The organism is Salipiger bermudensis HTCC2601 (assembly GCF_000153725.1).
In the GTDB taxonomy this organism is placed as follows: domain Bacteria; phylum Pseudomonadota; class Alphaproteobacteria; order Rhodobacterales; family Rhodobacteraceae; genus Salipiger; species Salipiger bermudensis.
Window position 1 is genome coordinate 1,241,908 of the sequence record NZ_DS022276.1, and the last position, 25,063, is coordinate 1,266,970.

Here is a 25,063-nt window from a genome sequence, read left to right on the forward strand (position 1 = left end):
GAGGGGAGACGATTGGCGCGAGCCTAGCGCAGCCGGCCGCACCTGCAAGGCCCTCCGGGACATATGCGCCCCGCAGCGGAGTCCCCACCCGCCAAGGGTTGCGGCCCAGCGGGCCAAGCAGCTGCGCGCTGAGAGACGGGTTCGGCGGGCTGTCAGATCGTAAGGTCCTGCAGATCCCAGATCGCGTAGAGCGAGCGTTCCCCGACCCGCGCCATGCGCGCCAGCACCGCCGACAGCGCCACCGCGTCGGCGCTGTCGATGCAGAAAGCGACGCTCTCGGCGACGCGACGCAGCGCCGTCATGCCGATCTCATCCGCCAGAGCGGCGAGGATCCCGGCGCAGCGGCGCAATTCAAGGCGGTCTCCGGCCTCGTAGAGGCGTCCCGCCTGACCAAGGCGGAAGGCCAGTTCCTCCATCGCGCGGCACACCAGATCCTCGCCGCGCTGCGCGCCGAAGCGCTCGTAGAGCTGCGCGAGGCGGTCGGGATCGACCGATGCCGGTTCCGCGAGCGACAGTCTTGCGACCTGATCCACCGCGGCCTCCATGCTTCACCGCCCCCACCGAGGGGGGAGATAGACGCGCGGGGTTCCCAAAAGGTTAGGCCAGATGCATTTATTCTCTCGAATTCCCGCTGAATCCGGCGTATTTCCGAGCCGGTGCGTGATGTGAACAGGAGGATGCCATGCAGGACGCCAAGCCGCTTCCGCAATATCTCGTGCAGCGCTTCCATGGCTGGAAGGCGACGAGCTATGCCGAGAACCATGCCTGGTTCAAACGACTGGCCTCGGAGGGACAGCATCCCCGCGCCATGATCATCTCCTGCTGCGACAGCCGGGTGCACGTGACCTCGATCTTTGGGGCCGATACCGGCGAGTTCTTCATCCACCGCAACATCGCGAACCTGGTGCCGCCCTACGAACCCGATGGCGATCACCACGGCACCTCGGCGACGGTGGAATACGCGGTGACGGCGCTCAAGGTGGCGCATGTCATCGTCATGGGCCACTCGAGCTGCGGCGGCGTGAAGGGCTGCCTCGACATGTGCTCGGGCCGGGCGCCGGCGCTGGAGGAGAAATCCAGCTTCGTCGGCCGCTGGATGGACATCCTCCGTCCTGGCTACGAGAAGGTGAAGGACCTGCCCGAGGACAAGGTCTCGAAGGCGCTGGAGCACCAGGCGGTGCTGACCTCGCTCGAGAACCTGATGACCTTCCCCTTCGTGCGCGAAGCAGTGGAGAACGAAGAGCTGACCCTGCACGGTCTCTGGCACGAGATCGGCAAGGGCAGCATCGAGGTCTTCGACCCGAAGCTCGGCCGCTTCGAGGAGATCTGAGCCGGGCTCAGGCGTGCAGTTCAGCCGAGGATCCGTCCCGGCTGAGCCGCAGCGCCGGGCGGCCAAGACGTGCCGCGAGCACCGACAGCGGCATGCCGAGCCCCCGGCCGGTGCTGAGGGGCCGGCCGGTTTCGGACTGCACGATCACCATGCGACCGCTGCGGAAGGTCAGGGCATAGCCTTTGCGGGCGAGGGCCCCGGCGAGACCCGACCAGTCAGTGGCGGCCTCGAGGATCGGCAGCAGGATTTGCCGAAGCAGGGCCGCGGTCTCGCAGTCGAGTTGGGTGGTCAGGGGGGCAGCGCCGACGGTGGCGCGGGACTCGTTACGCATCTGTCATCTCCTTACCAATTTGATGAAATTGCGCCTCAAATTGGTCCGAATTATGGCGGCAGGTTGCCGTTAGGGAAACAGAGCGTTCCCTGAAACTTGTAACCTACTGTTAACCTTGAGCGCGCAAGACCTGCGCGTATGAGAGACGCGATTTTCACCCCAGGGCTGTCCGGGCCGCTTTACCGACCCCGCGAGACGGCGGGGACAGGATGGCGAGCTCATTGAACGGTGTCCGGTCAGCCGAACCGGCGACCGGACATGGCGCGCCCCGCCGCCCCGGAGAGAGCGAGAGAGAGATCGGGCGAACGGGGCGCGATGAGGGCACGGGCCGTGCCGCGGAAGACCAGCCGGCGCAGCCAGCGCGCAAAGACCCGCGGTGACGGACGCCGGTGCCGACTGCAGAGCAGCAGGCTGCGGGCGGTCAGCGCTTCGATGCGACGATCACGGGCAAGGGCGAGAAAATCAGTGGTCATGGCCGGGCTCCTGCATTGGACGGGTGCCGTTCTGGCCTTGGACACGGCGGGATCTCCGCCTCATCCCTGTTCTAACCCTCTCGCCCGAGACGCTCCAGCGGGCCGACGGCTAGGCCCGGAGACCAACGGACGAGCCCCCCTATCCGATCGGAGAGCCCGCCACCGACACCTGCCCTGAAATGAAACAAAAACGGGGCCCGCCGGGCCCCGTCTTGTTCAACTCGGCTGCAAGGCAGGACGCTCAGCCCTTCTTCAGGACCTTCTGGCCCAGAACCTCGGCGATCTGCACCGCGTTCAGCGCCGCGCCCTTGCGCAGGTTGTCCGAGACGCACCAGAAGTTCAGACCGTTCTCGATCGTCGAGTCCTGGCGGATACGGCTGATGAAGGTGGCAAAATCGCCGACGCATTCCACGGGGGTGACGTAGCCGCCGTCCTCGCGCTTGTCGACGACCATGATGCCCGGCGCCTCGCGCAGGATGTCGCGGGCCTCGTCTTCGTCGAGGAAATCCTCGGTCTCGATGTTGATCGCCTCGGCGTGGCCGACGAAGACCGGCACCCGCACGCAGGTCGCGGTGACCTTGATCGACGGGTCGACGATCTTCTTGGTCTCGGCGACCATCTTCCACTCTTCCTTAGTCGAGCCGTCTTCCATGAAGACGTCGATATGCGGGATGACGTTGAAGGCGATCTGCTTGGGATATTTCTTCGGCGGCACCTCGGTCACCGGGTTGTAGACCGACTTGGTCTGATCCCAGAGCTCGTCCATGCCTTCCTTGCCCGAACCCGAGACCGACTGGTAGGTCGAGACCACGACGCGCTTGATCTTGGCGCGGTCATGCAGCGGCTTGAGCGCCACGACCATCTGCGCGGTCGAGCAGTTCGGGTTGGCGATGATGTTCTTCTTGGAATAGCCCAGAACCGCGTCGGCGTTCACCTCCGGCACGACCAGCGGCACGTCCGGGTCGTAGCGATAGAGCGACGAGTTGTCGATCACCACGCAGCCCGCGGCGGCGGCCTTGGGGGCGTATTCCTTCGTCGCGTCCGACCCGATGGCGAAGAGCGCCATGTCCCAGCCGGTGAAATCGAACGTGGCGAGGTCCTGGGTCTTGAGTGTCTTGTCGCCGAAGCTCACTTCGGTGCCGAGCGAGCGGCGCGATGCCAGCACCGCGATCTCGTCCACCGGGAACTCGCGCTCGGCGAGGATGTTCAGCATTTCACGGCCCACGTTGCCCGTGGCGCCAGCGACAACGACCTTATAGCCCATCTGGCTCTCCTTCGATTGCAATTCGCGTGCGCACGGCTCCCGCGGCACGTCGGATTGGCGCGCGTGATACCCCATGCCCCCCTTCAGCGAAAGGGGGCATGGCAGCGATGACCGTGAAACCCGCTCTCCGGGCGCCTGCCGGATCTGCCGCAAGCAGTGGCGTCCGCCGCTTTTGGGGGCAGTGAGCGAGGACCCATCGGTGAAATCCCGCCAATTCTCGCAGTTGCAGCAAATCTGACTTGTCTAGAGAATGAGCAGTCGCGTAAACGAGAACTGTATTTGATGACGAGTTGGGCACAAACCGGGCCGACCGATGAGAGCGGCAACATTTTGAGCCTCCGACTGCTTGAATGCACGAATTAAGCGAACTTTGTTCGTGAAGGACAGGAAGACATGCTGCAGAAGCTCTACAAGATCGTCACGACCCTGACGCGAGCGCAAAAGCAAATTCTCTTCCTCCTCATGGATTCGGCGGCGATCGCGGTCGCGTTCTTCGCGGCGCTGATGCTGACCGGACAGATGACCCCGGATCTTCCCTCGGCACTCCAGATCGCACCGATGCTCGCGGTGGTCGTCGCGGCCGGCAGTGTTGCGTCCTGGTGGATCGGTCTGCCGCTCTTCACCCTCAACGCCTACGACATCCGCGGAATCACCCGCACCGCAGCCTTCGCGGCGATCTGCGGCGTACTCGGCGCCGGGCTCGACGCACTGATCGGGCCGGGCCTGCCGATGCCCGTGTTCCTGAACTTTTCGCTGCTGCTGCTGGTTTTCTGCGCCAGCTGGCGCATCGTCCTCCGTCACTTCCTGATCGAGATCTATCGCCGCGGACAGACCCGGATGCGGGTGCTGATCTACGGCGCCGGACAGACTGGCCAACAGCTGGTCGCAGCGCTGCGCCATGATCACGCGGTCGAGCCGGTGCTCTTCGTCGACGACAACCCGACGCTGCAGAGCAAGATGGTCGCCGGGCTGAAAGTCCATGCCCCGTCCGCAATCGGCGATCTGGTGAGCCGCAAGCATATCGACCGCGTCGTGCTGGCCATGCCCTCGATCAGCCAGCCTCAGCTGGCCCGCATCGCCCATCGCCTGCGCCAGATCGGCTGCGAAGTGCACGCCCTGCCCTCCTTTGCCGAACTGGTGGGCGAGGGCGAGCTGCGCAAGCGCGTCGCGCCGGTGTCGCTCGACGATCTGCTCGGCCGCAACCGTCTCGAGTCCGAGCTTCCCGGCGTCAGCCACGCCTATAGCGGTCGCCGCATTCTGGTAACCGGCGCCGGCGGCTCGATCGGCTCCGAGCTCTGCCGCCAACTCATCGCGTGCAAGCCCGATTGCGTCGTTCTGGTCGATCATGCCGAGCTCAGCCTCTACAACATCGACAAGGAACTGCGCGACCTCGCCGGCAACATGACCATCGTGCCGGTGCTGGGCTCGGTGCTCGACGAAACGCTGATGACGGATCTGATGCGCGAGCACGAGATCGAGGTGGTTCTGCACGCCGCCGCCTACAAGCACCTGCCGCTCGTCGAATGCAATGTGCTCTCGGGGCTCAACAACAACGTCATCGGCACCAAGGTTCTGGCCGAGGCGGCGCGCGAGGCCGGGGTCGAGCGCTTCATCCTCGTCTCCTCGGACAAGGCGGTGCGCCCGACCAACGTGATGGGGGCCTCCAAGCGGCTGGCCGAGCTGATCGTGCAGGATCTCGCCACCCGCAGCAGCGGCACCCGCTTCTCGATGGTGCGCTTCGGCAACGTGCTCGGTTCCTCCGGCTCGGTCATCCCGCTCTTCGAGGAACAGATTGCCCGCGGCGGTCCGGTCACCCTCACCGACGAGAAGGTGACCCGCTATTTCATGACCATTTCCGAGGCCGCCCGGCTGGTCCTGCTGGCCGGCTCCTTCGCGCGCGGCGGTGATGTCTTCGTGCTCGACATGGGCGACCCGGTGCCGATCCACAAGCTCGCTCGGCAGATGATCGAAGGCGCCGGCTATTCCGTGCGCAATGCCAGCAATCCCGACGGCGATATCGAGATCCAGGTCACCGGTCTGCGCAAGGGCGAGAAGCTGCACGAGGAGCTGCTGATCTCCTCCGACATGCTGACCACGCCGCACCACAAGATCATGCGCGCGCAGGAGAGCTACCTGTCCGAATTCGAGATCGCCACCGCCCTCAAGGACCTGCGGCAGGCCATCGGCACGCTCGACGAAGCCATGGCCCGCGGGATCATCTCGCGCTGGGTGGAGCGTCACGAAGCCGAAGAGACGGCCGGGGAAAAGCAGCGCATCTGAGCCTCGTCCGCCGGAGCCGACGCAGAAAACGGGAGGCCCACGGCCTCCCGTTCTTGTTTCTGGGCGCGGTGCTCAGCGTCCGGGAATGTCGTCGCGCGCCGGGGCGGGATCCCATTCCTCGATGATCGCCGCCGCCTCGTCGGCACTCTCGACGAAGCGAAAGAGGTCGAGATCCTCGGGGCTGATGGTGCCAGCGTCCTCGAGCGCTTCCCAGTTAATGATCTTCTCCCAGAACGCCCGACCGAACAGCAGGAACGGAACCCGTTCCATGCGCCCGGTCTGGATCAGAGTGAGTGCTTCGAACATCTCGTCCAGCGTACCGAAGCCGCCGGGGAAGACGCAGATCGCCCGCGCCCGCATCAGGAAATGCATCTTGCGGATCGCGAAGTAGTGGAAGTTGAAGCACAGGTCCGGGGTCACGTATTCGTTCGGCGCCTGCTCGTGCGGCAGCACGATGTTGAGACCGATCGACACGCCGCCGGCCTCCTGTGCGCCAAGGTTGCCCGCCTCCATCACGCCCGGGCCACCGCCGGTGGCGACGACGAACTCGCGGTTGCCGGAGGCCACCGACTTCTCTGTCATCTTGTGCGCGAAAAGACGTGCCTCTTCGTAGAAATGCGACAGATCCGCGAGCGTCTGGGTGCGCGCCCCGGCCTTCTCGGCCGGCGACGGGATGCGCGCGCCGCCGAACAGCACCACGGTCGAGCCGATCTGGTGCTCGTCCATCAGAAGCTGCGGTTTCAGCAGCTCCAGCTGAAGCCGTACCGGACGCAGCTCTTCCCGGCAGAGGAACTCCTCGTCGGCAAAGGCAAGCCGGTAGGAGGGCGCGCGGGTCTGCGGCGTGTCGGGGATGTCCTCGGCGGTCTTCCGGTCGCGCCCCGCGTCGCGAAAGATGGAATGGCGTTCGTCGTTCATGCTCTGGGGTATCCTTGTCCTGCCATCAGACTGACTATAGCGTGCCGATCTGCCGCGACACTATCGGAAGACCGGAAATGGACTGGAAACATTCAATCTCGAGCGCCGCTGCCCGCATCGAGGGCCACGCTCAGATCACCCCCGTGATGACAACCGCCACGCTCTGGGAGCGCCCGGTCGAGCTCAAGCTCGAACAGCTCCAGCACACCGGCAGCTTCAAGGCCCGCGGCGCGTTCAACACGCTGCTCTCCGAACCGGTGCCAGAGGCCGGCGTGGTCGCGGCCTCCGGCGGCAATCACGGCGCAGCCGTGGCCTATGCCGCAACCCGGCTTGGCCACAAGGCGCAGATCTACGTTCCCGAGATGGCCGGCCCTGCCAAGATCGCGCTGATCGAGCGCACCGGCGCGGCGCTGACCGTCGTGCCGGGCGAATACGCCAACGCGCTCGAGGCGGCCCGCGCCTACGAGGCCGAGACCGGCGCGATGCAGGTCCACGCCTATGACGCCCTCGGCACGGTCGCCGGTCAGGGTACGCTGATGCGCGAATGGGAAGAACAGGGGCTGCAAGCCGACACGGTGCTGATCGCGGTCGGCGGCGGCGGACTGATCGCCGGATCGCTGGCCTGGCTGCAAGGCGCGCGCAAGGTTGTCGCGGTCGAGCCCGAAACCTCCTGCGCGCTGCACGCGGGCCTCGCCGCCGGGGCGCCGGTCGATGTGCAGGTCTCCGGCGTGGCCGCCAACGCGCTCGGCGCGCGCCGGGTGGGCAGCATCTGCCATGAGTTGGCGCAGGCGCATCTCGGGGCCTCGGTGCTGGTCCCGGATGACGCCATCACCGAGGCCCAGACCGCGCTGTGGCAGAGCCATCGGCTGCTGGTCGAACCCGCCGGCGCCACGGCGCTCGCGGCGCTGCGCTCGGGCGCCTATGTGCCTGAGCCGGGCGAGCGTGTCGCGGTTCTGGTCTGCGGCGGCAACATCGCGCCCGACCCGCTGGGCTGATCCCTCTTAGAGCGCGGCGCTGAGCACCACCCAGCCGGCGATCTCGGAGCAGAGCTGCACCGTGCCCAGCACGTCGCCGGTCTGGCCTCCGAGCAGCGCCTTGGCACGCCGCCCGACGAGCCATGCGGCGGCGGCCATCACCAGCAGCGCCACCATGCCCGGCAGGCCGAGGAAGGGCGCGATCAGCAGCGCCAGAAGGCCGCCGGGAAACCAGCGGATATTCCCCTTGCCGGCGCTGGCGGCAAGGTGGCCGAGCCCGTCCTCACGGGCTGGCGGCAGCCATTCCATCACCATCAGGATCGCCAGCCGGCTGACCACGGCGCAGAGCGTCAGCGCCAGAAGCCCTGCCCCGCCCGTGGGAAATGCCGCGAGCGCCGCCGCGCCCAGCACCACCGCAAGGATCAGCGCCAGCACGCCGTAGCTGCCGACCCGGCTGTCGCGCATGATGGCGAGGCGTTGCTCGGGATCGCGCCCGCCCATGCCATCGGCGAAATCCGCCAGCCCGTCATGGTGCAGCCCACCGGTGCCAAGCACCAGCGCGATCACCGCAAGCACCCCGCCGACCATGGGCGGCAGGCCCAGCGCGGCGGCGCCCGCCAGCACCGCCCAGGCGATCAGCGCCAGTGGCAGCCCGACCAACGGAAAGGCCCAGCGGGCATGGGTGATCTCGGGCGGCGTTCCCGCGAACTGCCCCACCGGCAGCCGCGTCAGCAGCATCAGCGCCAACCGGATCTCGGGGAGGCGCCGCCGCTTCACCCGTCCGAGACCCCGGCCTCGGCGAAGGTCGCCATGCCGTTGTGACAGGCCAGCGCCCCGCGCAGCACGCCAAGCGCCAGCGCCGCGCCAGAGCCCTCGCCCAGCGCCATGCCGAGATCGAGGATCGGGCGCTTGCCCATGGCCTCCGTCATGCCGCGATGACCGGGCTCGGCGCTGGCGTGGCCGATCAGGCAGTGATCGAGAAGCGCGGGCCGCGCCGCGTGAAGCGGTGCCACCGCGGCGGTGCAGATGAAGCCGTCGAGCAGCACCGGGATGCGCGCCAGCCGCGCCGCGATCACCGCGCCGCAGATCGCCGCCTGCTCGCGCCCGCCGAGGGCCGCAAGGATTTGCAGGCCTTTCGCGCGCTCGTGCAAGGCCACGGCGCGCGCGACCACCTCGGCCTTGTGGGCGATGGCAGGTGTGTCCGAGCCGGTGCCGCGCCCGACCCAGTCGCGCGCCGCCCCACCGAACACGGCATGCGCCAGCGCCGCAGCAATGGTCGAGTTGCCGATGCCCATTTCGCCGAGGATCAGCACGTCGGCCGTCGGGTCGACCGCCGCGCCCCCCCGGCGCATGGCGTCGAGGGTTTCGGCCTCGGTCATGGCGGGCGCTTGCGTGACATCTTCTGTCGGGCGGTCGAGATTGAGCGCCACCACCGAGAGCGCCGCGCCGTTGAGCGCGCAGAGCTGGTTGATCGCCGCGCCGCCATGCTCGAAATTGGCCACCATCTGCGCGGTGACCTCCTGCGGGAACGGGTTGACCCCCTGCGCGCAGACGCCGTGATTGCCGGCAAAGACCAGCGCCTGAGCCTTGCCGATCTCGGGCCGTGCCCGGCCCTGCCAGCCGGCGAGGAAGACCGCCAGATCCTCGAGCCGCCCGAGAGAGCCCGGCGGCTTGGTGAGCTCCATCTGGCGGGCACTTGCAGCCTCGGCGGCGGCATCGTCATAGGACGGCAGGTCGAGCGTGGTGGCGTCGGCGAGCGCGGCGAGCGCGGCGAGCGGCAGCGGGTCGGTCATTGTCATTTCACCTTCAATGGGTAGCCCGCGACGCTGAGCCAGAGCTCGTCGCTGGCGGCGGCAATTGTCTGGTTCACCAGCCCCGCCGCGTCGCGGAAGGCGCGGGCGAGCGCGTTTTCGGGCACGATCCCGGCGCCGACCTCGTTGGTGACGAAGACCACCGGGGCGCGCTGCTCTGGCAGGATCGCCGCCAGGGCCTCGGCTTCCGCCTGCCAGTCCTGCTCGGCCAGCATCAGGTTCGACAGCCAGAGCGTCAGGCAATCGACGAGCCGAGGCGCATCGCCGTCGCTGTCCTGCAGCGCTTGCACAAGCTTGGTCGGCTCGGAGATCGCGTGCCACTCGGGGCCGCGCCGGGCCCGATGGCGGGCGATGCGCTCAGTCATCTCGGCGTCATGCGCCTCGGCGGTGGCGATGTAGATTGCCGGACTGCCCAGCGCGAGCGTCATGCGCTCGGCCAGCCGGCTCTTGCCCGAGCGCACGCCGCCGGTGATGAGGATCGACTTTCCCATGGGGCCGTGACAAAGCAGGTTCCGCGCGATTTGGGAAGCCCGCATGAGACCGCCCGAGACCAACGAGTTGCTGCTGATCCGCCACGCCCCCGCCGCTCACGGAGGGCGGCTCTGCGGGCGCAGCGACGTGCCGGCTCTGCTGCCGTCCGATCCTGAGCTCATCCCGCTGCGCGGCTGGCTGTCCAGCTGTTCCAGCGTGGTGAGCAGCCCGGCCAAACGCTGCCTTCAAACCGCCGGCGCGCTGTTTCCGGAGCGTTCTGTCGTCACCGATGACCGGCTCTGGGAGCAGGATTTCGGCGACCATGACGGGGTGCGTTTCTCCGAGCTGCCGGATCTTGGCGTGCTTGATCGCGAGACATTGGCGGCGCAGTGTCCCCCGGGCGGCGAGAGTTTTTCCGCAATGGTCGCACGGGTCACGCCGGCCTTGGTGGTGTTGGCAGGCCGGGTCCGGGCGGGAGGGCCGGTCGCGGTGGTGGCGCATGCGGGCACCGCGCGGGCGGCGCTTGGACTGGCCCTCGAGCTGCCATCGGCGGGGCTCGGCTTCGAGATCGCCCCCCTCTCGGTCACGCGGCTGCGCTGCCACGAGGGCGGGCTCTCGATCATCGCGACCAACTGGACGGGACCGGGCGCATGATGTTTGCCGGCATGATGATGGTGGCCTTCGCGATCGACAGCGCGTTCGGCTGGCCTCGGGCGGTTTTCGCCGTGCTGAGGCATCCGGTGGTGTGGATCGGGGCGCTGATCTCGGCGCTCGAGGGGCGATTGAACGCGGGCGAGCCGGCCCGGCGCCGCGCGATGGGCGGGCTGACGGTGATCCTCGTGCTGAACGCGGTTCTGATCCCGGCGCTGTTGCTGCAGCTGGCGCTGCCGGACGGGATGGCGGGGCTGGTCCTTGGTGGGGTGCTGGCTTGGCCGCTGCTGGCGGTGCGGTCGATGCACGACCACGTGGCCGCGGTGGCGAAGCCGCTGGCCCGGGGCGATCTGTTTGCCGCGCGGCGGGCGGTGGCGATGATCGTCGGGCGCAATCCCGAGAGGCTCGGACAGGAGGGCGTGGCGCGCGCCGCGCTCGAGAGCCTTGCCGAGAACAGCTCGGACGGCATCGTGGCGCCGCTGTTCTGGGGCGTGATCGGCGGCTTGCCCGGGATCGCCGCCTACAAGGCGATCAACACGATGGATTCGATGATCGGACATCGCAACCAGCGCTACGAAGACTTCGGCAAGGCCGCAGCAAGGCTTGACGACCTCGTGAACTGGCTGCCGGCGCGGCTTACCGGGCTGCTCTTCGCGCTGGCCTCGGGCCGGCCGCGCCGCGCGATCCGCGTGATGCGACGCGACGCGCGCCAGCACCGCTCTCCCAATGCCGGCTGGCCCGAGGCGGCAATGGCGGGCGCGCTGCCGGTGCGACTTTCGGGGCCGCGGGTCTATGGCGACGTGATCGCCGACGAGCCTTGGGTCAACGGCACGGCGCCCGACCCGGACGCAAAGACGCTGGCCCGCGGTCTGACGCTCTACCGCCTCACCATGGCGCTCACGGCGCTGCTTCTGCTGCTCTTCGCCCTGCCCTAGGGCTCAGATCGCCACGCGATCCGCCAGCCGGTCCTGAACCAGTCCCGCGACCCGGGCGATGTCGGCCTTGGTCGGGCGCCCTTCGAACCGGGCCTCGGCCAGCCCCTCGGCGGCGCGCTGCAGCGCGATGTCACCGGCGCTTACCGCCACTCCGCGCAGGAACTGGGTGACGTAATCGAGCATCCGCTCGTCGCCGTCATCGCCCAGCACATCCGCCGCCAGCGCCATGTCGTCGCGATAGGCCAGCGGATCCGGGCAGACCGGCTCTTCCGAGGCCATGCGCACCCCGCCGGGGCGCCGTTCCGGCGGCAGGTGCGCGATGATCTCGGACTGGAAGCGCAGCACGCTTTCCACCGGTTTCGCGAGGAAGCCGTCTGCCCCGGCGGCCAGCGCAACATCCTCGGCGAAGCTGTCGCCGCTGGTGCCGAGGATCACCCCGACACGGGGCACCGCCGACACCATCTCCGAGATCAGCTCGGCCCCGCAGCCATCGGGCAGGCCAAGATCGACGATTGCCGCGCTGGGGCGGTAGACGTTGAGATGACGGCGCGCCGAGAGCAGGCAATCGGCGCGACGAATCCGCGCGCCGCTGCGCAGGCAGAGCAGGCGCATGGCGTCGCTGGCAAAGCGGCTGTCCTCGACGACAAGCACCGTCATGCCCAGCAGCGGCCGTGTGGCGGTGGGGCGCGGCAGGTGGGTCTGCACATCCGAGTCGGTCATTCTGATCCTCCATCTGGCACTAAGGTCAGGATTGCCGGTTGCCCCTAACGGCTGGTTAACGCTCGCAGCATCTTGCGAACTCTGCCCCGCGCGGGCGATAACCATCGCGATCTGAGAGAGGAGACCCGCCATGATCGGCCGTCTGAACCATGTCGCCATCGCCGTGCCCGACCTCGAGGCCGCGGCAGCGCAATACCGCAACACGCTAGGCGCCACGGTGGGCGCCCCGCAGGACGAGCCCGATCACGGCGTCACGGTGATCTTCATCGAACTGCCGAACACCAAGATCGAGCTGCTCTACCCGCTGGGGGAGAATTCCCCGATCCAGGGCTTCCTCGACAAGAATCCCTCGGGCGGCATCCACCATGTCTGCTACGAGGTCGACGACATCCTCGCGGCGCGCGATCACCTGAAGCAGAGCGGCGCCCGGGTGCTGGGCAATGGCGAGCCCAAGATCGGCGCCCATGGCAAGCCGGTGCTGTTCCTGCATCCGAAGGATTTTCAGGGCACGCTCGTGGAACTCGAGCAGGTCTGAGCCTATCTCGGGCGCAAAGGGAGGCCTTTCATGGGACTTACATCCGCACTCGTGCTTTACGCCGTTATCTGGTTCATGACCTTCCTGATCGTGATCCCGTTCCGGCTCGAGACCCAGGGCGATCGCGGCGAGGTGGTCGAGGGGACGCATGCCAGCAGTCCCGAGGTGCACAATCTCAAGCGCAAGGCGCTGATCACCACGCTGATCGCGCTGGTCCTCTGGGCGGTGATCGCCGGCATCATCATCTCGGGCTGGATCACCGTGCGCGAGCTCGACAGCTGGATGTTCAACCGCATGGGCCCGCCTTCGGGTCTGTAAATCGCGTCAGGCCCGCCAAGGGGCCCGAGCCGCCTTGCGGCGAGACAACCTGTGCGGCGCGCCCTTGGCGCGCCGCTCCGCTTTGCAGCGTCAGGCCCGTAAAGATCAGGCCCGGAGGCGTTTGGCCTCGAGCCGGTGGAACAGGTGGGTGAAGGTGGCTGCACCGAGAATCGGCACCAGCAGGTTCACCAGCGGGATGGTCAGCGGCACGACCATCACAACGCCTGCGATCCAGATCGTCACGAAGTAGCGCTTGCGCAGCTGCGCGGCACCATCGCGCCCGACCCGGCGGATCGCCGCGAGGGTGAAATATTCCCGCCCCAGCAGGAACCCGTTGAGGCCCCAGAAGATGAACGGCGCCAGCGGCGCGAGGAAGATGTAGAGCACCAGCGCGATGATGTTGGCGCCGATCAGCACCCCGAGAAAGGCCAGAGAATCTCGGATGTTGTCCATCAGCGACAGCTCGTTCGCGGGGCCAAGCGCCGGGTAGTGCCGGTCTTCGACGGCCTGTGCCACGTCATCGAGGAAGATGCCGGTGATCGCAGAGGCCACAGGCACCATCAGGAAGACCGACAGCAGCAGCATCAGCGGAATGGCGCCCCAGCTGATCGCGTCGTCGACCCAGGTCACGGTGCCGATCCACGGCAGCGACACGCTGTCGCCGAGGAACCAGCCCACCACCTGCACGAAGACCACGTAGAACGCCACGAAGATCGCCACGGTGATGCCCAGCCCCTTGGCCAGCACCGCTTGGAACCGGCGGTCGCCAAGCTGGCCGATGGCGGCGAGGAAGGAGGCGGCCGGGATCATTCCGACACCCAGGCCGTGATCGCGTCGAGATCCGGTCGCGGGCGCTCGGGCGGCGCCGAGCTCTCGGTGCCGATATGCAGGAAGCCCGCGATCCGCTCCTGCGGCGCAAGCCCCAGCGTCTCTTCGAGGAAGGGACGGTCCTCGGCGATCCAGCCCGAGAGCCAGTTGGCGCCCCAACCGCTGGCCAGCGCCGCGTTCAGCAGCGCCAGGCAGACCGCGCCGGCGGAATAGGTCTGCTCGATCGCCGGCACCTTGGGGCTGTCCTTCGGCGATTCGACCACCGCCACGCAGAGCGGGCTGTCGGCGAACTGGGCACGCGCCTTGTCCGCCTGTGCCAGCTCGTAGCCCAGAGCGGCACCACGCGCGGCTGCCGCCTCGGCCAGCCGCTGCAGGGCCGCGCCTTGCAGCACGATGAAGCGCCACGGCTCGAGCTTGCCGTGGTCGGGGCTGCGCGCCGCGGCGGTGAGAATCGGCATCAGCGCCGCGCGGTCGGGGGCCGGGCCGGTCAGCGTCTTGGCCGGGCGCGAGCGGCGGCTCAGCAGGAAGTCCATCGCGGCGGGGTTGGGTGTGGGCATCGGCATCTCCTTGACGGTCCGCCCCTATGTCAGGCTTTGTCCCGCGGGTTTCAACCGCCCGCGTTGCCCGCGGTCCAGGCGGCTGCTAAGCGAAAGACAACTCGGCGAGGAAGGACGACGCACATGGCCAAGACCACGCTGGCCCATCTGGCAACCCCCGGCGCCACGCTCGAGCTGCGCGTGACGCCCAAGGCGTCGCGCAACGAGATCCGCGAAGAGGGGGGCACGCTCCGGGTCTACGTCACCACGGTGCCCGAGGACGGCAAGGCCAATGCCGCCGTGCAGAAGCTGCTCGCCAAGGCGCTGGGGCTGCCGAAATCGCGGCTGGTGCTGGTGCGTGGAGCAACCTCGCGCGACAAGGCGTTCCGGATCGAGGCCTGAGCCTCACGCCTCCTCGTCGCCGTCCTGCTCCCCTTCGCCATCCTCGTCGCGCACGTAGACGCCTTCGGGCAGGCTGATCGCGGCCGCGAGGTCGCGCATCTGGGTCATGGAGAGGGTGATCTTTTGCACCTTGTCGGTGCGTGGATCGTATTGCTCGACGGTGATGCAGTCCTCGAACCCCATGACGATCACGTCTTCCTGGAGATAGCTGCTGCCCTCGTCGACAAGGGTGACGACCGTGGCGTCGAATTCGTGCTCGATGCTAAACATGGCATCAGCCTAGCCCAGCCGGAATCCGCTGCCTATCCCGAAAAGCCACGCGCCCGCCGCCGCGACAGCGAGCCACTGGCGCTGCCGGCGCGCGGCACCTATGGTGATCGAAACCCCTCTGCGATCGGAGCCCCCTCTTGATCCTTCGCCGCCTGCTTCCAGCCCTTCTCTTCCTGCTCGCCGCCTGCGAGGTGGCCCCGGTCACCATGAGCCCGGAACAAGCCGCGACCCGCGCCGAGGCAGAGCGCGCCACGCGACAGTTCGTCGATGTTGCCAGCCGGATCGAGCCGATCGCCGAGGCCGAATGCCGCCGGTCCGCGCCGCGGCTGAACTGCGATTACCTGATCGTGGTTGACGACCGGCCCGGGCAGGAGGCCAACGCCTTCCAGACGCTCGACCGGCAGGGCCGTCCGATCATCGCCTTCAACCTCGCGCTCATCGCCTCGGTCGAGAATGCCGACGAGCTGGCCTTTGTCATGGGTCATGAGGCATCTCACCACATTCTCGGCCATCTGGCGCGAGTCGAAGAGGATGCCGCCATCGGCGCGATCATCTTCTCGGGTCTGGCCGAAATGTCCGGCGCCGACGCCGCGACGGTGCGCTCGGCCGAGGAATTCGGGGCCAGCGTCGGTGCGCGCAGTTTTTCCAAGGAATATGAGCTCGAGGCGGACCAGCTCGGCACCATCCTGACCATGCGCGCGGGCTACGATCCCGTTCTCGGGGCAGAATTCTTCATGCGAATCCCCGACCCGGGCGAAAAGTTCCTCGGCAGCCACCCGCCCAACGCCGCCCGCATCGCCATCGTCAGGCGCACCGCCGCGGCCTACGCCACCAACTGATCCCAACACCCGGCCGTTGACATGCATCAAGGGCAGGTCTGCCCTGCGCTGCTAGGCTTGTTGCAGTCCAACTGTGCAACTTCCGGGAGATATGACGATGCCTAGCCGCACCGACTACACACGCCATGCCCGGCTTGTCGACCACATGGCCGGCACGCTCGGAATCGATCTCGACGAACAGATGATGCGTGGCAAGGTCACCGCCTCGCAGATCGACGACGCGGTGCTCAGCTGCACCGGCTGCACCCAGCCCTGTGCCTGCGACGCCTGGCTCTCTGCCCAGACCGAGACCGCGCCCGAGGCCCCCGGCTATTGCCGCAACGTGGCCCTGTTCGACGCGCTCCGCGACACCTGAGCTCATGACGAAGGACGGAAAGATGTTCGACACCCGGCCCAACCAGCCGCTTGGTGAGACCAAGGACCATTACTGGCTCGTGCAGCGCATGGCGCGGGCCAACGGAACCGACCTGGTGAGCGCCGCCGAAGACGGCACGCTGAGTCAGGACGACTGGGCCGCGATGGTGCATCGCTGCCGCGCCTGCAAGTGGGCCGAAGGCTGCAAACGCTGGCTGTCACACCCGGAGACCGAACTGCGGGAGACCCCCGAAGGCTGCGTGAACCGGCACCACTTCGCGGCGTTGCAGGACGGAATGAAAGAGTAGAGCGATGCCACAGACGCTGGGAGATCCCGCCCGTCATTTCTGGATGACCCGCAGCGTGGCCCGTGTGATGGGCCTCAACCTGTCAGAGGCGATACGGAGCGGCCGGCTGGAGCCGGATCAATATGCCGAGATGGTGACCTGCTGCCGCGGCTGCGCACTGGTCGAGGCCTGCGAGCACTGGCTGGGGAGCCAGACCGGCCCCTCCAGCACACCGCCTCCGGGTTGCTGCAACGGCGTACTGCTCTGCCGGCTCAAGAAACCGCATTGAAAGGGGGCGGCGCGCCGGATGCCGGCGCGCGCAAGCTCCGCGATGTGCTGTGGCCGGTCGGGCCGGGTGCGCGTGAGAACCGGGAAGCGCTGCCGCAGCGTTCGGCACATCCTCCCGGTCGCGGTCGCTCGGCGCCGCGCCCGAGATCTCATTCGGAGCGCAAGCCCCGTGCCGATTCCTTGATCGCGTCGTACTGGCCCGAGGGGCGGAAGCGCCAGAGATAGTCGGGCAGCACCGCCTCGAGCGAGGTCGGCGTGATTCCCAGCTCGGCAAAGCCCTTCGCGCCTTCCGAAACGACATTGTCGTGACGCAGCGACTTCACCTGGTCGCGGGTGATCTGTGCCGGAAACAGCCCGCCGGTCAGGCGCTGGATCCATTCGAATGCCCAGCCCATTCCCGAGGCGATGCCGAAGGGAATGTTCACGATGAAACGGCGGCGGCGGATCACGCTCAGCATCTCGCCGATCAGGTCGCGGAAGCTCTCGCGATCCGGCCCGCCAAGCTCGTAGACGCCCGGAGCGGCCTCGCCGGTCGCGCCCATGACCGCGGCCTGCGCCACATCGTCGACATAGACCGGCTGGAAGTTCGTGTCGGCCCCGACCAGCGGCAGCACCGGCCCCATGCGGGACATGCCGGCGAAGCGGTTGAAGAACTGGTCCTCGGCGCCGAAGATCACCGACGGGCGCAGGATCACCGCGTCCGGCATAAGGCTCAGCACCGCCGCTTCGCCCTCGCCCTTGGTGCGGGCATAATCGCTGTTGCTCTCGGCATCGGCGCCGATGGCCGAGATCTGCACCATCCGGGCGACGCCCTGCTCGGCCGCGATGCGCGCCACGCGCTCCGCGCCCTCGGCCTGGATGGCGTCGAAGTTGTTCTTGCCGCGGGCATCGAAAGTGCCGACGCAGTTCACCACCGCGTCCGCGCCCTGCATGACCATGCGCACCGACTCATCGTTGCGGATGTTGCACAGCACTGGCTCGACCTGACCGACCACGCCGTAGGGCTTTACGAAGATCGCCTCGTTGGGCCGGCGTACCGCCACGCGGACCCGCCAGCCGAGCTTGGCCATGCGCCGCGCGATGTAGCGCCCCACGAACCCGGATCCGCCGTAAATGGTGACGAGTTTGCTCATTGGCCATGCTCCTGCTGCCAGGGTTTCCAGCCCTGAATACCGGCCCGGGCAAGGCCCGGCAAGGTGCGCAACAGCGCGATGGAAAACAAACCGAAAAAACCTGCTTGACGGCGACTGGCATGACCCTTAAACGCCCTCCTCACACCACCTGTGCCCAGGTGGCGGAATTGGTAGACGCGCTGGTTTCAGGTACCAGTGGCTTAACGGCCGTGGAGGTTCGAGTCCTCTCCTGGGCACCATGGAAAACCCCGGATTGTCATGGCTCATGACGCTCCGGGGTTTTCTTGTTTTATGGGACCCAGCCGCGCTCCAGAGGTCCGCCGCTCTGCGACTGGCGCCCCCTCCCGGCCCGACTGCTGGGACGCTCGACCAAGAGACATTGCCTCGACACCGTGACCCGAACAGACCTTCGCGGAATCGGGACGAAGTCACCCCCCCAAAGCGGCCACCAGGCCTCGGCGCAATGCTCCCAGCAAGCGGACAGCGGTGGCGCGGGTTTATCCGGGAAGATCAAGGAGTTGTCAATCGGCAGCGAACTTTGACCCCCTTCCGGCGTCCAATAATGACCCCCTCGTTTGGCACAGCTTGCCCGGGGCGGCGTAGCCCCTAAGTCGCGCAGCCGGCTCGGGCAAGCTGATCAGGCGCGTGTCTTAAAGCGCCAGCTCTCGTTGCCGGTTTCGATGATGTCGCAGTGGTGGGTGAGGCGATCCAGAAGCGCGGTTGTCATCTTTGCGTCGCTGAAGACGCTGGGCCATTCACCGAAGTCCAGATTGGTGGTGACGATGATCGAGGTGCGTTCGTAGAGGCGACTGATCAGGTGGAACAGCAGTTGCCCGCCTGTCTGGGCGAATGGCAGGTAGCCAAGCTCGTCGAGGATCACGAAGTCCATCCGACAGAGGAGATCGGCGATGCGCCCTTGCCTGTCGTCGCGTGCCTCGGCATCGAGCTTGTTCACCAGGTCGACGACGTTGAAGAAGCGGCCCCTCTTGCCGCTGCGGATGCAGGCCCGGGCAATCCCGACAGCCAGATGCGACTTGCCGGTCCCGGTGCCACCGATGAGCACGACGTTGCGCTGCTGCTCGAGGAACTCCGCGCTGACGAGGACGCGCACCAGCGTCTCATTGACCGGCGTCTCCTCAAAGTCGAACTCGTTGACTTCCTTGGCAAGTGGCAGCTTCGCGATGGTCATCTGGTATTTGATCGAGCGTGCCTGCTTCTCGTTGATCTCGGCATGCAGAAGGTCGCCCACGATCTGCTGAGGTTCGTGTTGACGCTTCACCGCGGTCGCGATGATCTCGTCATATGCCGCCCTCATTCCGTAGAGCTTGAGCTGGCCCATCGCGTCCAGAACCTTTGATCTTTCCATGATCTCGTCTCCTGAGGCTGTCGTAGCGGGTGCAATCGGCAACCGGCTGGCAGCGTAGCGCAGCGCGTCCGGCGTGGTGATTGTCAGGGGTGGCGCGGGTTCCCGACGGCGCGCCAGAATGTTGAGAACAACGGCGGAGGAATGCACGCCTTCCTCGAGCGCTTCAGCGCACGCTGCTTCGACAGCATCCAGCCCATCCGTCAGAACCGCGCTGAGAACATCCACCATCTGCCGATCGCCATTGGGTGCTCTCCCCAGCTTGCGCTGGACCCGCCGCATGGCAGGTGGCAGCTCCCACTCCTTGAAGGGGGCGCCATTCCGCAAGGCGCCGGGTTTCCGTGCGAGCACGGGGATGTAGTGCAGCGGGTCGTAGACATCTTTGCCACGTCTGAAGACGCGCGCATGCTCACCCACGAGCTTGCCATCCTGCCAGAGCTCGACGCGTTCAGCATAGGCGCGGATCTCGACGGGACGGCCGACGGCATGAGCCTCGACCGAGTAGCGGTTGTTGTCGAACCGGACGAGGCAGGTCTTCGAGACCGAGGCCGGCACCGCATGGTATCCGTCGAAGGGGCCAGCATAGGGCACAAGGCTTGGGCGCTCAGCCTCGAAGACGTCCCAGGTCGATCGCTCGCGCAGCTCGGGGTGCGGGTGGGACTTGGCCCAGGCCAAGCAGCGATCTCGCAGCCAAGCATTCAGTTCGGCAAGGCTTTTGAAGCGCGGTCGCGGCACGAAGAAGCGCCGGCGCACGACACCGACCTGGTTCTCGACCTGGCCTTTCTCCCATCCCGATGCAGGCGTGCAGGCCACCGGATCGACAAGGTAGTGCCCGCACATCTGTTGGAAGCGGCGATTGTAGGCACGCTCCCGGCCAACGAAGATCGTCTCCACCGCTGTCTTCATATTGTCGTAGATGCCCCGCGCACAGGCGCCACCGAAGAACGCAAATGCCCGGTCGTGTGCGTCGAAGACCATCTCTTGCGTCTCGCGTGGATAGGCCCTGACGAAGAGCATTCGACTATGGCACAGCCGGACATGAGCGACCTTGACCGTCATACTCACACCATCGATCAGGACGATCTCGTGGCTCCAGTCGAACTGGTAGGCTTCTCCAGGCGCGAAGGTCAGCGGCACATAGGCGGAGGCTGATGCCTCACGTTCCGACCTCGCCCACGCCGCAGCATAGCGCCGCACCGCATCGTATCCGCCTGCGTAGCCGAGGACCTGCAACTCCTCGAACAGACGGATGCGGGTGAGCCGGTCGCGCTTGGGCTTGCGCGCGTTCTCCTCAAGCATCCGATCAAGCTCGGCCTTCCAGGGACCGATCTTCGGCTGCGGCTGGACACTGCGCTCGTAGGTGAGTTCCGTCACACCAGAACGGATCACTTTCCGGACGGTGTTCCGCGAGACACGCAGGTCACGACAGATCTGCTTGATCGATTTGCCGTCCTGGAAATATGCCCGACGGATCTTCGCGATAGTCTCCACGACCAACATCCCAAAATTGCTCCCGGTTGTTCCCAGGAGCATGATGACCATCAATGTAAGGGGGTCATTCTTGGACGCCGATCACCCCGCTACGGGGTCAGTTTTCCATGCCTGTTCACAGCTGGGACCTTCGAAGAGCAGAACCCCATTCCGCAGGAGCGCCTGATCGGCTGCACCAAGGCCTTCAACACCAGCCGGCGGCTCACACCAGAGGCGGAGGCGCTTCAGGCGGCCCTCCCGACGCTCGACGAGTTGAGTCTTGCCGTCCGGACAGCCGTCGACTTTGCCGACGCGGTGAAGTCGAGCTTACGGATGCTCGACCAGGACTGACGCTACGGCGCCCACCCGGGCGCCGTCCCTTGAGGGGTCGCAAGGCCCCGCCGCCGGGACTGGATCCCCCGGCGTTCGCGCGCCGGTGTTGATCACGACTCCTTCGCTGCTACGAAGCTGCCGGCGCGCCACCAACCTCACGGGAGAAGCCAATGAGATACTGCACCCACGCGCATGTCCTGCTGCGGCGAAACTTCATCCGCATCGCGATTGTCGTGCTGCTGATCGTCCATGGTGCCCTGCTGATCTGGCCGGGCCCGTAGGTAATGCGGGAGCGAGCCCATTAGCTCATCACGATGCGCGGCGAGCTATCTCCATCGACGCAACACCGGCGCGAACGCGGGGGAATGTGGAGCAAAATGTGGAGCGGATTTTCGGCAAATGATCGCATAAAGCAACCAAACACCTTATTTTCATGGCTTTCCGCCCTTCTTAAGGTGCAGAAAGTGGCGGAGAGGAAGGGATTCGAACCCTCGAGACGGTTTCCCGCCTACACACTTTCCAGGCGTGCGCCTTCGACCACTCGGCCACCTCTCCGCCGACCCCTTTAGCGGAACTCGCAACCCCGTTGCAAGGGGCAAAACCCCGATAAGACAAAGCCCCGGACAATGTCTGGGGCTCTGCCATGCGCAACGCGGGAAAAGCGCCGTCACATGTTGGGATAGTTCGGGCCGTCGCCGCCCTGCGGGACCGTCCAGTTGATGTTCTGGGCCGGGTCCTTGATGTCGCAGGTCTTGCAGTGCACGCAGTTCTGGAAGTTGATCACGAAGCGCGGCTTGCCCTCGTCCTCGACGAACTCGTAGACCCCGGCCGGGCAGTAGCGCTGCGACGGGCCGGCATAGCTCGTGTAATCCACCGCCACCGGCACATCCTCGTCCTTCAGACGCAGGTGGCAGGGCTGGCTTTCCTCGTGGTTGGTGAACGAGAACGACACGTTGGTCAGGCGGTCGAAGCTCAGCTTGCCGTCGGGCTTGGGATAGTCGATCGGCTTGTGATGGCTCGCCGGTTCGGTCGAGGCCGCATCGGTCTTGCCGTGGCCCATGGTGCCGAACAGAGAGAAGCCGAACTGGTTGGTCCACATGTCGAGACCGCCCATCGCAAGCGACGAGACCATCCCCCATTTCGACCACATCGGCTTGACGTTGCGCACCTTCCACAGATCCTTGCCGATGGCACCATCGCGCACCTCGGTCTCGTAGGCGCTCAGCTCGTCGGACGCGCGGCCCGCCTGCAGCGCCTCATGGGCCGCCTCGGCCGCCGCCTTGCCCGAGAGCATGGCGTTGTGGTTGCCCTTGATGCGCGGCACGTTGACCATGCCCACAGAGCAGCCCAGCAGCGCCACGCCGGGCGCAACCATCTTCGGCATCGACTGGTAGCCGCCCTCCGAGATCGCCCGCGCGCCGTAGGCCACGCGCTTACCGCCCTCGAGCAGCGCCGCCACGTGCGGGTGATGCTTGAAGCGCTGGAACTCCATGTAGGGGAAGAGGTGCGGGTTCTTGTAGTTCAGGTGCACCACGAAGCCGACATACACCTGGTTGTTCTCGATGTGGTAGATGAAGGCACCGCCGCCGGCATTGCCGCCCAGCGGCCAGCCCATGGTGTGCTCGACCCGGCCTTCCTTGTGCTTGGCGGGGTCGATCTCCCAGATCTCCTTCATCCCGAGGCCGAATTTCTGCGGCTCCTTGCCGTCGGAGAGGTTGTACTTGGCGATCACCTCCTTGGAGAGCGAGCCGCGCACGCCCTCGGAGAGGAACACGTACTTGCCGTGCAGTTCCATCCCCGGCTCGTAGCCCGGGCCGGCGGTGCCGTCTGGGTTCTTGCCGAACTCGCCGGCGATCACGCCCTTCACCTCGCCATTGTCGCCATAGACCAGTTCCGAGCACGACATGCCCGGGAAGATCTCGACGCCCAGCGCCTCGGCCTGCTCTGCCATCCAGCGGCAGACATTGCCCATGGAAACGATGTAGTTGCCGTGGTTCGACATGAACGGCGGCATCGGCCAGTGCGGAATGCCCACCTTGCCGGCCTCGCCGAGCACGTAGAACTTGTCCTCGATCACCGGCACGTTGACCGGCGCGCCCTTGTCCTTCCAGTCCGGGATCAGCGCGTCGAGACCACAGGGATCGATCACCGCGCCGGACAGGATATGGGCGCCCACCTCCGAGCCTTTCTCGAGCACAACGACCTCGAGATCGGCATCCAGCTGCTTCAGGCGGATCGCCGCGGACAGGCCTGCCGGCCCCGCCCCCACGATCACCACATCGTATTCCATAGACTCGCGCTCGATCTCGGCCATGCCGACCCCTCCGCTGGCTGTATTTGAAATTTTCTTGCGCAACGAGGTAGCGCGGCAGTGCAGCAAAGGTCAATAAAAACACGGCGTCGCGACTATTGGCAGAGGCTATTGCCGCCGGGCTACAAGGCGTTTGTCGCAGTTGTCCTGCCCCTCTTGACGGCACCGATCCGCCCGGTTGCGGCGCAAACCGCCGCCGGTGAGCCGCCTCACCACTTGACTTGGGGGGCGTCAGGCACGTTATGTGCCATACTCAGACTGGAATGCACGAACCGTACGTTCAGGAGCCCCCTCCTTGGAAAAGATACTGATCACCCGCGCGGGCTTTACCGCGCTCGAAACCGAATTGAAGACGCTCAAGAGCAAAGAGCGGCCCGCCGTGATCCAGGCGATCGCGGAAGCGCGCGAGCTCGGCGATCTGAAAGAGAATGCCGAATATCACTCGGCCCGCGAAAAGCAGGGCTTCATCGAAGGCCGGATCAAGGAGATCGAGGCGGTGATGAGCCTCGCCGAGGTCATCGACCCGACCAAGCTCAGCGGCGCGGTCAAGTTCGGCGCCACCGTCAAGGTCGTCGACGAGGACACCGACGAGGAAAAGACCTGGCAGATCGTCGGCGAGCACGAGGCCAATATCGACAAGGGCCTGCTCAACATCAAATCGCCGATTGCCCGCGCCCTGATCGGCAAGGAGGAAGGCGACAGCGTCGAAGTGCGCACGCCCGGTGGCGAGAAGAGCTACGAGATCCTCAGCATCGACTACAAGTAAGGTCCGCGCCAGATGGCCGACAGCAAAGACAGCCGCGCAACCCCGTTAGGGATCTACGACCGGCCGCGCGCGCCCGGCATCACCGGAATCGAGATCGCGGCGATTGCGCTCAGCATCGGATGGCTGGTGCTGTCGGGCGTGTTCTTCCTCTATTTCGCCGGCGAGGGCGCGGACGGTCTGCGCTTCATCCTGTCGATGATGGTGATGTTCATGCCGGTGGCGATGATCTGGGTCGCGGCCACCGCGGCCCGGGCCAGCCGGGTCATGCGCGAGGAAAGCGCACGGCTGCAATCGGCCATCGACGCGATCCGCAACGCCTATATCTCGCAGGCGCAGGCCGGGCGGAAAGAGGCTGGTGCGGGCTCGATCACCAAGAAGCTCGACGAGATCGCCGCAGCGCAACGCAAGACCGAGACCGCACTGGCGCGCTTTGCCGTCTCGCAGGGAGCGTCCGGCCAGCCGACTCTGGCACCGGCGCCGCAACCCGAACCGGCGGCCGCGGACGACCAGCCCCGGCTGTCGCTCGGCACGCCCGCCGAGGCGCTGCAGCCGCCGGTGGCCAATGCCGACTTCATCCGCGCGCTGAATTTCCCCGAGACCGCCGAGGACGAGGAGGGCTTCGCCGCCCTGCGCCGCGCCCTAAAGGATCGTCAATCCGCCCAGCTGATCCAGGCGGCGCAGGACGTGCTGACGCTCCTGAGCCAGGACGGCATCTACATGGATGACCTGCGCCCGGACCTTGCCCGCCCCGAGCTCTGGCGCGCCTTTGCCGAGGGCACCCGCGGCCGCGCGATTGCGTCATCGGAGGCGTGCGCGACCGGTCCTCGCTGACCCTGACCACGGCGCGAATGAAGCAGGATCCGATCTTCCGCGAC

The 25,063-nt window shown here is 66.6% G+C and carries 28 protein-coding genes, 2 tRNA genes and 2 pseudogenes; 15 read left to right on the forward strand and 17 right to left on the reverse strand.

The genetic code is table 11. The features are described 5' to 3' along the window. Nucleotides 1-152: 152 nt before the first annotated feature. The gene (locus tag R2601_RS05935) at nucleotides 153-545 is read right to left on the reverse strand and encodes a hypothetical protein (protein ID WP_007795043.1); all 393 of its coding nucleotides are present in this window, start codon (nucleotides 543-545) and stop codon (nucleotides 153-155) included. A gap of 137 nt (nucleotides 546-682) precedes the next feature. Here R2601_RS05935 and R2601_RS05940 point away from each other — a divergent pair, with 137 nt between their 5' ends. Then, nucleotides 683-1,330, forward strand: coding sequence for a carbonic anhydrase (locus R2601_RS05940; protein ID WP_007795044.1), 648 nt, complete (start codon nucleotides 683-685; stop codon nucleotides 1,328-1,330). A gap of 7 nt (nucleotides 1,331-1,337) precedes the next feature. On the opposite strand, the gene R2601_RS05945 is transcribed toward R2601_RS05940, so the two are convergent. The 3 genes from R2601_RS05945 to R2601_RS05955 form a co-directional block, all read right to left on the reverse strand. Next, entirely contained in the window at nucleotides 1,338-1,661 is a 324-nt protein-coding gene (locus R2601_RS05945) for a hypothetical protein (protein ID WP_007795047.1), read from the reverse strand. Between the two features lie 236 nt (nucleotides 1,662-1,897). After that, nucleotides 1,898-2,134 (reverse strand): hypothetical protein, encoded by a 237-nt coding sequence (locus tag R2601_RS05950; RefSeq protein WP_007795049.1) that lies wholly within the window; start codon nucleotides 2,132-2,134, stop codon nucleotides 1,898-1,900. 241 nt (nucleotides 2,135-2,375) lie between these two features. Then, nucleotides 2,376-3,398 carry an aspartate-semialdehyde dehydrogenase gene (locus R2601_RS05955; protein ID WP_007795054.1) on the reverse strand — a complete coding sequence of 341 codons (1,023 nt, stop codon included), beginning with the start codon at nucleotides 3,396-3,398 and terminating at the stop codon, nucleotides 2,376-2,378. A 393-nt stretch (nucleotides 3,399-3,791) separates the two neighbouring features. Between R2601_RS05955 and R2601_RS05960 the strand changes: the two genes are divergently transcribed. Continuing rightward, complete coding sequence (locus R2601_RS05960) at nucleotides 3,792-5,678, forward strand: polysaccharide biosynthesis protein (RefSeq protein ID WP_007795056.1); 1,887 nt, start codon at nucleotides 3,792-3,794, stop codon at nucleotides 5,676-5,678. Nucleotides 5,679-5,750: 72 nt separating this feature from the next. On the opposite strand, the gene R2601_RS05965 is transcribed toward R2601_RS05960, so the two are convergent. Further along, a complete protein-coding gene (locus R2601_RS05965) occupies nucleotides 5,751-6,593 on the reverse strand; it encodes an LOG family protein (RefSeq protein ID WP_007795059.1) in 843 nt (280 codons plus the stop codon). Nucleotides 6,594-6,670: 77 nt separating this feature from the next. Here R2601_RS05965 and R2601_RS05970 point away from each other — a divergent pair, with 77 nt between their 5' ends. Beyond that, on the forward strand, nucleotides 6,671-7,588 hold the full coding sequence (locus R2601_RS05970; protein ID WP_007795060.1) for a threonine/serine dehydratase: 918 nt from the start codon (nucleotides 6,671-6,673) through the stop codon (nucleotides 7,586-7,588). Nucleotides 7,589-7,594: 6 nt separating this feature from the next. On the opposite strand, the gene cobS is transcribed toward R2601_RS05970, so the two are convergent. From cobS to cobU, 3 genes are read right to left on the reverse strand one after another with little or no spacing between them, the layout of a single operon-like run. After that, entirely contained in the window at nucleotides 7,595-8,344 is a 750-nt protein-coding gene (gene cobS, locus R2601_RS05975; RefSeq protein ID WP_007795066.1) for an adenosylcobinamide-GDP ribazoletransferase, read from the reverse strand. After that, nucleotides 8,341-9,360 carry a nicotinate-nucleotide--dimethylbenzimidazole phosphoribosyltransferase gene (gene cobT, locus R2601_RS05980; protein WP_007795068.1) on the reverse strand — a complete coding sequence of 340 codons (1,020 nt, stop codon included), beginning with the start codon at nucleotides 9,358-9,360 and terminating at the stop codon, nucleotides 8,341-8,343. The genes cobS and cobT overlap by 4 nt, the downstream gene beginning before the upstream one ends. 2 nt (nucleotides 9,361-9,362) lie before the next feature. Next, nucleotides 9,363-9,869, reverse strand: a complete 507-nt coding sequence (gene cobU / locus R2601_RS05985) for a bifunctional adenosylcobinamide kinase/adenosylcobinamide-phosphate guanylyltransferase (protein WP_007795071.1) — start codon at nucleotides 9,867-9,869, stop codon at nucleotides 9,363-9,365. 43 nt (nucleotides 9,870-9,912) lie between these two features. Here cobU and R2601_RS05990 point away from each other — a divergent pair, with 43 nt between their 5' ends. Further along, nucleotides 9,913-10,503 carry a histidine phosphatase family protein gene (locus R2601_RS05990; protein WP_007795075.1) on the forward strand — a complete coding sequence of 197 codons (591 nt, stop codon included), beginning with the start codon at nucleotides 9,913-9,915 and terminating at the stop codon, nucleotides 10,501-10,503. Next, on the forward strand, nucleotides 10,500-11,435 hold the full coding sequence (cbiB, locus tag R2601_RS05995) for an adenosylcobinamide-phosphate synthase CbiB (protein ID WP_007795078.1): 936 nt from the start codon (nucleotides 10,500-10,502) through the stop codon (nucleotides 11,433-11,435). Before R2601_RS05990 ends, cbiB begins: the two co-directional genes overlap by 4 nt. Before the next feature lie 3 nt (nucleotides 11,436-11,438). On the opposite strand, the gene R2601_RS06000 is transcribed toward cbiB, so the two are convergent. Then, complete coding sequence (locus tag R2601_RS06000) at nucleotides 11,439-12,155, reverse strand: response regulator (RefSeq protein ID WP_007795080.1); 717 nt, start codon at nucleotides 12,153-12,155, stop codon at nucleotides 11,439-11,441. A 130-nt stretch (nucleotides 12,156-12,285) separates the two neighbouring features. Here R2601_RS06000 and mce point away from each other — a divergent pair, with 130 nt between their 5' ends. Both mce and R2601_RS06010 read left to right on the forward strand, forming a co-directional pair. Next, a complete protein-coding gene (mce, locus tag R2601_RS06005; RefSeq protein ID WP_007795083.1) occupies nucleotides 12,286-12,690 on the forward strand; it encodes a methylmalonyl-CoA epimerase in 405 nt (134 codons plus the stop codon). 30 nt (nucleotides 12,691-12,720) lie between these two features. Further along, nucleotides 12,721-13,008 (forward strand): DUF1467 family protein, encoded by a 288-nt coding sequence (locus R2601_RS06010; RefSeq protein WP_007795086.1) that lies wholly within the window; start codon nucleotides 12,721-12,723, stop codon nucleotides 13,006-13,008. A gap of 105 nt (nucleotides 13,009-13,113) precedes the next feature. Here R2601_RS06010 and R2601_RS06015 read toward each other — a convergent pair whose 3' ends face one another. Next, nucleotides 13,114-13,818 (reverse strand): EI24 domain-containing protein, encoded by a 705-nt coding sequence (locus R2601_RS06015; protein ID WP_007795088.1) that lies wholly within the window; start codon nucleotides 13,816-13,818, stop codon nucleotides 13,114-13,116. Further along, nucleotides 13,815-14,393 carry a nitroreductase family protein gene (locus R2601_RS06020; RefSeq protein WP_007795093.1) on the reverse strand — a complete coding sequence of 193 codons (579 nt, stop codon included), beginning with the start codon at nucleotides 14,391-14,393 and terminating at the stop codon, nucleotides 13,815-13,817. Before R2601_RS06020 ends, R2601_RS06015 begins: the two co-directional genes overlap by 4 nt. 123 nt (nucleotides 14,394-14,516) lie before the next feature. On the opposite strand from R2601_RS06020, the gene R2601_RS06025 reads away from it, so the two are divergent. Continuing rightward, a complete protein-coding gene (locus tag R2601_RS06025) occupies nucleotides 14,517-14,774 on the forward strand; it encodes a DUF167 domain-containing protein (RefSeq protein ID WP_007795096.1) in 258 nt (85 codons plus the stop codon). Between the two features lie 3 nt (nucleotides 14,775-14,777). Here R2601_RS06025 and R2601_RS06030 read toward each other — a convergent pair whose 3' ends face one another. After that, nucleotides 14,778-15,044, reverse strand: a complete 267-nt coding sequence (locus tag R2601_RS06030; protein ID WP_007795099.1) for a DUF8831 family protein — start codon at nucleotides 15,042-15,044, stop codon at nucleotides 14,778-14,780. 137 nt (nucleotides 15,045-15,181) lie between these two features. Here R2601_RS06030 and R2601_RS06035 point away from each other — a divergent pair, with 137 nt between their 5' ends. From R2601_RS06035 to R2601_RS06050, 4 genes are all read left to right on the forward strand, one after another. Then, nucleotides 15,182-15,883 (forward strand): M48 family metallopeptidase, encoded by a 702-nt coding sequence (locus R2601_RS06035; RefSeq protein WP_007795108.1) that lies wholly within the window; start codon nucleotides 15,182-15,184, stop codon nucleotides 15,881-15,883. A 97-nt stretch (nucleotides 15,884-15,980) separates the two neighbouring features. After that, a complete protein-coding gene (locus tag R2601_RS06040; protein WP_040545181.1) occupies nucleotides 15,981-16,238 on the forward strand; it encodes a DUF6455 family protein in 258 nt (85 codons plus the stop codon). Between the two features lie 22 nt (nucleotides 16,239-16,260). Further along, a complete protein-coding gene (locus R2601_RS06045; RefSeq protein WP_007795113.1) occupies nucleotides 16,261-16,545 on the forward strand; it encodes a DUF6455 family protein in 285 nt (94 codons plus the stop codon). Between the two features lie 4 nt (nucleotides 16,546-16,549). Then, nucleotides 16,550-16,813: a DUF6455 family protein gene (locus R2601_RS06050; protein ID WP_007795114.1), complete on the forward strand. Its 264-nt coding sequence runs from the start codon at nucleotides 16,550-16,552 to the stop codon at nucleotides 16,811-16,813. A 148-nt stretch (nucleotides 16,814-16,961) separates the two neighbouring features. Here R2601_RS06050 and R2601_RS06055 read toward each other — a convergent pair whose 3' ends face one another. Next, entirely contained in the window at nucleotides 16,962-17,945 is a 984-nt protein-coding gene (locus R2601_RS06055; protein WP_007795117.1) for a complex I NDUFA9 subunit family protein, read from the reverse strand. Nucleotides 17,946-18,097: 152 nt separating this feature from the next. On the opposite strand from R2601_RS06055, the gene R2601_RS06060 reads away from it, so the two are divergent. Next, a tRNA-Leu gene (locus tag R2601_RS06060) sits at nucleotides 18,098-18,184 on the forward strand. A gap of 398 nt (nucleotides 18,185-18,582) precedes the next feature. Here R2601_RS06060 and istB read toward each other — a convergent pair. From istB to R2601_RS06080, 4 genes and pseudogenes are all read right to left on the reverse strand, one after another. Beyond that, nucleotides 18,583-19,311: an IS21-like element helper ATPase IstB gene (gene istB, locus R2601_RS06065; protein ID WP_217626362.1), complete on the reverse strand. Its 729-nt coding sequence runs from the start codon at nucleotides 19,309-19,311 to the stop codon at nucleotides 18,583-18,585. Then, a pseudogene (gene istA, locus R2601_RS06070) lies at nucleotides 19,244-20,808 on the reverse strand (IS21 family transposase). The gene istB and the pseudogene istA overlap by 68 nt, the downstream one beginning before the upstream one ends. 768 nt (nucleotides 20,809-21,576) lie before the next feature. Next, nucleotides 21,577-21,666 (reverse strand) — tRNA-Ser (locus R2601_RS06075). Nucleotides 21,667-21,778: 112 nt separating this feature from the next. Continuing rightward, nucleotides 21,779-23,425 (reverse strand): electron transfer flavoprotein-ubiquinone oxidoreductase, encoded by a 1,647-nt coding sequence (locus R2601_RS06080; RefSeq protein WP_007795129.1) that lies wholly within the window; start codon nucleotides 23,423-23,425, stop codon nucleotides 21,779-21,781. 292 nt (nucleotides 23,426-23,717) lie between these two features. On the opposite strand from R2601_RS06080, the gene greA reads away from it, so the two are divergent. Both greA and R2601_RS06090 read left to right on the forward strand, forming a co-directional pair. Continuing rightward, nucleotides 23,718-24,188 carry a transcription elongation factor GreA gene (greA, locus tag R2601_RS06085; RefSeq protein ID WP_007795133.1) on the forward strand — a complete coding sequence of 157 codons (471 nt, stop codon included), beginning with the start codon at nucleotides 23,718-23,720 and terminating at the stop codon, nucleotides 24,186-24,188. Between the two features lie 12 nt (nucleotides 24,189-24,200). Then, nucleotides 24,201-25,063: pseudogene (locus R2601_RS06090) on the forward strand (hypothetical protein); the annotation flags it as partial.